Origin of the sequence: Amphritea sp. (genome assembly GCF_016744155.1) — a bacterium.
Lineage (GTDB): Bacteria > Pseudomonadota > Gammaproteobacteria > Pseudomonadales > Balneatricaceae > Amphritea.
On the sequence record NZ_JADGEW010000017.1, the window covers coordinates 85,341 to 92,597 of the forward strand.

Genomic DNA, 7,257 nt, shown 5'->3' on the forward strand with positions numbered 1-7,257 from the left:
TTATGCATACTATAGAAAAGATTGGCGGCACTTCGATGTCTGATTATGTATCGGTTCGCGATAATATAATTTTAAAATCATCCAATACTGGCAGTCTCTACCAGCGGGTGTTTGTTGTGTCTGCTTATGGTGGAATAACGGACAAGTTGCTGGAACATAAGCGGAGCGGACAGCCGGGTGTTTACGGGCTGTTTGCCAGCAGCATTGAAGATCGGAGTTGGCTGTTGGCTCTAGAGCAACTCAAATGTGAAATGTATGATCATAATCTATTGTTGTTTGGCAAAGATGAGCTGCTGATCAGGGCTAATAACTTTATAGATGAGCGACTGCAGGATGCGCAAAAATGCCTGACCGACCTGCACAGCCTGTGCATGCACGGTCATTTCGCACTGGATGCGCATCTTGCAACCGTGCGTGAGATGCTCGCGAGCATTGGTGAGGCCCATAGCGCCTGGAATATGGCTGAGCTGCTGCAACGTGATGGTATTAATGCCTGCTACGTCGATCTGACTGGCTGGGATACTGACCGGCATATGTCCCTGGATGACAGGATTAGTTCTGCTTTCCAGGATATTAATTTAGATACTCAGCTACCAGTGGTTACTGGCTATGCCCATAGCCAGGATGGTCTGATGTCCTCCTTTGATCGCGGTTATAGTGAAATGATTTTTAGCCGTTTGGCGGTACTGACCAATGCCCGGGAAGCGATCATTCATAAAGAATTTCACCTGAGTAGTGCTGATCCGCGTCTGGTGGGGGAAGATAATACTGTGCCTATTGGACGCACTAATTACGATGTTGCGGATCAGTTAGCTAATCTGGGAATGGAAGCGATTCATCCGAAAGCGGCTAAGGGGTTGCGTAAGCATAACGTGCCGTTGCGGGTGAAAAATACCTTCGAGCCAGAACATACGGGAACCCTGATTACCGGAGATTATGTTAGTGATACGCCCCGTGTCGAGATCATTGCTGGATGCAGAGGCGTCTATGCCCTGGAACTGTTTGATCAGGATATGGCAGGGAGTATTGAAGATTACGACCAGGAGATATTGGGGCTAATTAAACGCTTTAGGGCACATATTGTATCCAAGGATGTGAATGCTAATACCATCACTCACTATCTGACAACCAATCTAAAAACAGTTAAACGTATCCGGACAGCACTGGCCGCACGCTTTCCTGAAGCAGAGTTGGATCAGAAAAAAGTGTCCATCGTTTCAGCTATTGGAAGTGATATGGAGGTACCGGGCATTCTTGCAAAAGCGGTTTCTGCTCTCGCAGATGGCGGAATCAGTGTGTTGGCAATACATCAGTCGATGCGGCAGGTGGACATGCAGTTTGTGATTGATGAAGCTGACTACGATACCGCTGTACAAAGTCTTCATAAGGCGCTGGTAGAGGTGCATGATCATGGTCGGGCGATCTGTCTATCGAGCTACTCCGCACAACGTCTGAGTTGAATCTCTAGGTTATTACTTAGCCCAGTGAAAAACCTCCAGTAATCCTATTATTAATGTGGCTAAAGAGAATGCTTATATAGGGTAAGAATAGGGTAATCTATTATCTGGCCGTTCAGGTAACGTGCGAATTGGGAGTAGGGTGAATGTCTCAGGTTAATCTGCGTATTGATCAGATCCATGAAGCGATTGAGCGGCAGGATGATGTGACGCTCAATAACCTGATTTCAGAAGTCAGCGCCAGTGAAACTGCGCGGCTGATTGAGGCGTCAACACCTGAGAATCGCATGGTTATCTGGGGCTGCCTTGATGTCCAGAAGCGTGCCGGCGTACTTAAAAGTGTCCACGGAAAGGTCCGTCAGTATCTGATCGATAATACCCCTCAGGAAGCGTTACTAGACAGCCTGTTTCTGTTGCAGCCTGATGAGCTAGCTGATATTGACGATGACCTTCCCGCTACCGTCATTAATGCGATGATTGCTGCGATGGATGAGCTGCGTAAAGCTAGATATAACAGGGTTAAACATTATCCAAATAATACTGCGGGTGGACTGATGGACGCTGATGCGACTGCCGTAAGGGCCGATGTGTCGATTCTATCAGTCTTACGATATCTCCGGATCTTGCGGAAAAAAGAGGATGAGATGCCCCGCCAGTTGGATAGTTTGATGGTGGTAGATCGGACCAATAAGCTATTGGGAGTATTACCTCTAAGTGAGATTGTCTCTCTACCAACGGACATACTGGTTGCTGATATTCTGGAACAAAACTTTCAGGCAATTCCGGTGGATGCCAGTCAGGAACATGTGGCCCGTATCTTTCAGGATTGTGATCTTTTATCTGCCCCGGTTGTCGATCATAATTACCGCTTATTGGGCCGTATTACTATTGATGATGTTGTCGATGTTATTCAGCAGCAAGCTGATAATAAAATGATGCGCTCGGCGGGTTTGGATACTAATACGGACATGTTTTCGCCTATTATTTCCAGCGCATACAAGCGTGGTTATTGGTTGGGAATCAACCTTATCACAGCGTTCCTGGCTGCCTGGGTTATAGGTTTATTTGAAGCGGTAATAGAGCAACTGATCGCGCTCGCAGTCCTTATGCCCGTCGTGGCTAGTATGGGGGGAGTTGCTGGCTCGCAAACGTTGACCATTGTTACTAGAGGTATCGCGCTAAATCAGATCGGCCGTAAGAATTTAGCTCAGCTTATTTTTCACGAAGCGTCGGTTGTTTTTCTTAATGGCCTGGTATGGGCGGTTGCGGTAGCAGTGATCGCATTTTATTGGTTTGGTGACCCAATATTGGGTATGGTTTTCGGTGTAGCTCTGCTAATTGTGTTGATCACAGGCGTTATCGGAGGGATCTTTATCCCGCTAGTTTTACAGAGAATGTCTATAGACCCGGCGGTTGCCGGAAGTGTTGTGTTGACCACGTTTACTGATGCGATAGGATTCTTCTCATTCCTGGGGCTGGCAGCAATATTTATTTAAGACTAAAGCGGTCAGGTGTCAGGTTAATAAGTCCTTTTGTTGGCCAAGGGGATGCTTAGCAGGTCTGAATCAATGTGAGAGCTAAATGGCAGGGCTGTTCTTTGACGCTTTTTCAGTCAGTAGCGTGATTAACAGATCTTCGGACATCGGTTTGGCAAGCAGGTAGCCCTGTATCATCGGTGAGCCATACTGGCGAAGAAGATCAAGTTGACCTTGAGTTTCAACACCTTCCACGACTGTTTTCAAGGATAACGAACTGGCTAATGAGAGTATTCCTGATACTAATGCTCGGTCTTGACTATTTTCTTCCAACTCATCAATAAAGGATTTATCAATTTTTAATCGTTGAATCGGGTATTTTTTCAGGTAGCTTAGTGAAGAGTAGCCGGTACCAAAATCATCCACTGCGATATCAATACCTTTTGAAGTTAGTGTTTCGAGCTGTGAATAAATCTTCTCCTGATCTAACAAAAGAATGCTTTCTGTAATTTCAATGATTAAAGCCGCCCCATCCAGCTTATTTTCAGCCAGTTCGTGGGTGAATATTTCAACTACATTGTCTCTGAGAAACTGAGAACCGGAGATGTTGATACTTACTTTGGGTGTCAATGGTGAGCTAACGCTGAGCCGTTTAGCAAACGCGCATGCTTCATGGGTGACCCATTTCCCAATGCTGTGAATCAAAGCAGATTCCTCTGCTAAAGGTATAAACTCAAGAGGGTAGATAATGCCCCGGTCAGGGTGAAGCCATCGGATCAGAGCTTCTACTGACTCAATCTGCTTCCCGTCCGCTGACCAGATCGGCTGGTACAATAGATAAAATTCATCTCTTTTCAGCGCTTTATAGATGTCCTGTTCGAGCATGCTACGCTGTTTTGAATCTTCGTTCAGGGTTTGATTAAAGTATTCGTGGGTATTGCGGCCTTTTGCTTTTGCTTTGTACATCGCATTATCTGCATTCAGCACAAGCCTCTCTTTGGTTAAGCCGTTTTCGGGATAGATAGCAATGCCTATGCTACAGGATATGTAGGCTTCGTTACCTTCCAATATAAAGGGGCTGGCAAGAGATTTAAGTGCGTTCTTAGCGATTTTTTCTACCGTTGAGACTTTGTCCAGCTCCTGAACAATGATGGCAAATTCATCTCCCCCAAGTCGGGCGACGGTATCGGTTTTGCGAACACAGGAGGTTAGCCGTTCTGATACCTGTTTAAGCAACAGGTCTCCGGCATAATGACCGAAAGTATCGTTCACATATTTAAACCGGTCCAGGTCGATATAAAGTAGAGCTGCCTTAGTGCTGCTTCGTTCTGAGAACACCAGAGCTTGTTTTAACCGGTCATCGAAAAGGTGTCTGTTAGGTAGCCCGGTAAGGCTGTCATAGTTTGCCTGGTGAATGATGACAGCTTCATCATGTTTGCGCTTAGTAATATCGCTGAACAGGGCCACATAGCCTTCGAATGTTCCTTCAAGATCATAGCGGGAAGAAATCATCAGCCATTGCGGATAGAGTTCGCCGTTCTTTCGCTGATTCCAGATTTCACCTTCCCAGGCATGATCTCTGTCTAGCTGGGTATAAATTTCTGCATAAAAGTCGGGGCCATGCTTCTCAGATTTTAAAAGGGAAGGGGTTTTTCTCAGGACTTCAGATTCTTCATATCCGGTTATCTGCTCAAAGGCTCGGTTAACCATCTGAATTCTGTTGTGCTGATCGGTAATCATGATCCCTTCGGCCGCCACACTGAATACATCCGAAGCCAGTCGAAGCTTTTCCTGAGCTTCCTTTTCATCTGTGATAGGTTGTTTAAGCGCGATGTAATGGGTTATCTCCCCTGCTTCATTTATGAGTGGTCCAATGGAAGACCTTTCCCAGTAAAGAGAGCCATCTTTATGTTTGTTATGAAACTCTCCGTGCCAAGTCTGACCGGCTGTCAGAACTTGCCACATCTCAATGTATTCCTTATCCGATGTCTCATTTGACTTGAATATTCGAGGGTTGCGGCCAATGACTTCTTCTTTCCGATAACCGGTGACTATTTCAAAGCACTCGTTAACGTATTCGATGCTGCCCCCGGGATCTGTGATCACAATAACAGTGGGGCTGTGCTCCACTACTTCAGATAAGAGATGTACTTCCTCCTGCATCTCCAGGGCTCTCTGACCGTTGCGAACCAGAACTAGTGCACCGGTAATCAGAGTGATAACGGCCCCCAATAGTACCAGTAGCAGGTTGCGCTTTTGTTCTAACCACAGCATCAGTGAACCCTTATGGCTAACCACGATTGAGACAGCCAGAGGGTATTTTGTTAACAGCCGGGTAGCGGTAGTGCTGGTGGGGAGAGTGTCATAGTAGAGGTTGTCGGCTCTGCCTTCATCGGCATCATCGGCCAAAATCTTTTCAAGGTGCGGGAGTACATGTTGACGGTTGGGGCCATAAAGGCCTTTCTGTAGTAGTGACTCGCCAGAAAGATCGGTTAGATAAACACTATCTCTCTTTTCAAGGTTAAGGTTGGCGATATAGCGATGCACATAGCTGGGGTTAAACGCAGCGACGATGAGTAATCTTTCACCGGCCTTGTTCTTTGATTCGAAGGCGATCGGGATGAGTTTACGCCGGTTTGATTCCTCCGGAAATCTTCCTTCCAAAGGTAAAAACCGGCCCTTTAAAGTGTTGCCTATTATTAGGCCAAGAGAGTAATAGCTCTTTCGTGAAGCATGAAACCCGAGGATGTTAAGGTTTATATTAACCGGAGATGTTCTTTGAGTATCAAGGATGGTCTCCTGTCCTTTGATAATAATAATCTGTCTAAGCTGGGGAGCAAACTTAAGGATTTTAAGGGATCGTTGGCGCACTTTAGACAGGTGCTCAGGATCAAGGCCTCCGTCTATCAAGTCGTCGGACAGAGAGACCAAACTGATCTCCATACCTTCGAGCGTTCGGGTTATTGTGCCTTCGATCATTCGCGCATAAAGTGCCGCTCTTTCATTTCTCTCTTCTATGCTCTGGATAAAGCTGAACCAGAGAACGGCGATAATAAGAAGACAAGAACATACAACGCCCCCATATACCCATTTGGCGAAAGAGGGGGGCTTCTTTGCAAGACTACTGTGCATAGAAATTACAACTCACATCAAAGAAGCGGAACAAATCAGCTTTAACTCAGTTTAAAGCTTGAAATGAATGAGCACATCGAAGTTAATTGACCTTCGACAGAAAAATCGGACGTTAAAACCATGACCAATCGCTTTAAAATCACTCTCTTAATCTTATTATCCCTGCTGGCGTCCACAATTAACAGCGCAATTGCCAGCGAGCGTTCTGAGAATATAATTGCTGTAGGTGAGGTGAAAGTCTGTATCTGGCCTGGTTATTTTGCAATCAGTTACCGTAACCCTCGTACGCAAAAGCTGGAAGGTATCGATATTGATATGGCCCATGAGTTGGCTAATACCCTTGGCGTTAAACTGACCTTTGTTGAAAGCTCTTTTTCACAGCTGGTGAGCAACCTCAAAAGTAATACCTGTGATATCGCTATGCACGGTGTAGGTATCAGGGATAGCCGAAAACCCCATATGGAGTTTTCACAGCCTTATCTGGCTAGCGGCATTTACGCGGTGGGTACTAAAGATAACAGGGGGATAAATAGTTGGGATGAGATAGATCAGGAGGGCGTTATTGCTGTTGTTCAGAAGGGCACCTATATGGAGCCGGTGGTAAAAAAGAAATTCAAAAAAGCTGAGATATCAGTCGTTGATAGCTTCAAGGCTCGTGAACAGGAAGTGATGAGTGGTAGAGCCGACGTATTCATGACTGATTTCCCCTACGGTAAGAGAATGGTCACTCTCACGGAATGGGCAGTACTACTTTCCCCTGAACAGCCTTTTGCAAAGACAGGCTATGCCTATGCTGTACCAAAAGGGGAGCTGGCGTGGCTGAAAGAGGTGGATGACTTTTTGAATGCTATGAAGAAAACGGGCAAACTTTACCAGTTTGCTGAAAAGCACGGGTTGAGTGAAATCGTTGTTAAAGATTAGTTATTAGATAGCGCTAGTTTTGAATAGGTAGTTATTGGCCTGTAGACACTGATTATAAAAAGGCTGATGCATTGCGCATCAGCCTTTTTTTTTGCCAGGGTTACTTAGCGGTTAACCATTGATCCAGACCAATAATATCGTCTGGATTTAGCGTGCCAATCTGTTGCTTAAAGTTGAACAGGTTCTGGATGTAGTCATACCGGGCGTTAGCGTAGTCCCGTAGAGAACTATAAAGTTGCTGCTCTGCCTGTAAAACATCAACCACATTTCGG

Annotated in this window: 5 protein-coding genes; 3 read left to right on the plus strand and 2 right to left on the minus strand. The window is 45.7% G+C overall.

The window, feature by feature from the left end; translation table 11 throughout:
• Positions 1 to 2: 2 nt before the first annotated feature.
• Together QZZ54_RS13125 and mgtE are read left to right on the plus strand one after the other, a co-directional pair.
• A complete protein-coding gene (locus tag QZZ54_RS13125) occupies positions 3 to 1,460 on the plus strand; it encodes an aspartate kinase (protein ID WP_290703144.1) in 1,458 nt (485 codons plus the stop codon).
• Positions 1,461 to 1,603: 143 nt separating this feature from the next.
• The gene (mgtE, locus tag QZZ54_RS13130; protein ID WP_290703145.1) at positions 1,604 to 2,953 is read left to right on the plus strand and encodes a magnesium transporter; all 1,350 of its coding nucleotides are present in this window, start codon (positions 1,604 to 1,606) and stop codon (positions 2,951 to 2,953) included.
• Between the two features lie 81 nt (positions 2,954 to 3,034).
• Here mgtE and QZZ54_RS13135 read toward each other — a convergent pair whose 3' ends face one another.
• A complete protein-coding gene (locus tag QZZ54_RS13135; RefSeq protein ID WP_290703146.1) occupies positions 3,035 to 6,064 on the minus strand; it encodes an EAL domain-containing protein in 3,030 nt (1,009 codons plus the stop codon).
• Between the two features lie 120 nt (positions 6,065 to 6,184).
• Between QZZ54_RS13135 and QZZ54_RS13140 the strand changes: the two genes are divergently transcribed.
• Positions 6,185 to 6,985 (plus strand): ABC transporter substrate-binding protein, encoded by an 801-nt coding sequence (locus tag QZZ54_RS13140; protein ID WP_290703147.1) that lies wholly within the window; start codon positions 6,185 to 6,187, stop codon positions 6,983 to 6,985.
• A 100-nt stretch (positions 6,986 to 7,085) separates the two neighbouring features.
• Here the strand turns inward: QZZ54_RS13140 and QZZ54_RS13145 are convergent, their stop codons facing one another.
• Positions 7,086 to 7,250: a TolC family protein gene (locus QZZ54_RS13145; RefSeq protein WP_290703150.1), complete on the minus strand. Its 165-nt coding sequence runs from the start codon at positions 7,248 to 7,250 to the stop codon at positions 7,086 to 7,088.
• Between the last annotated feature and the right edge of the window lie 7 nt (positions 7,251 to 7,257).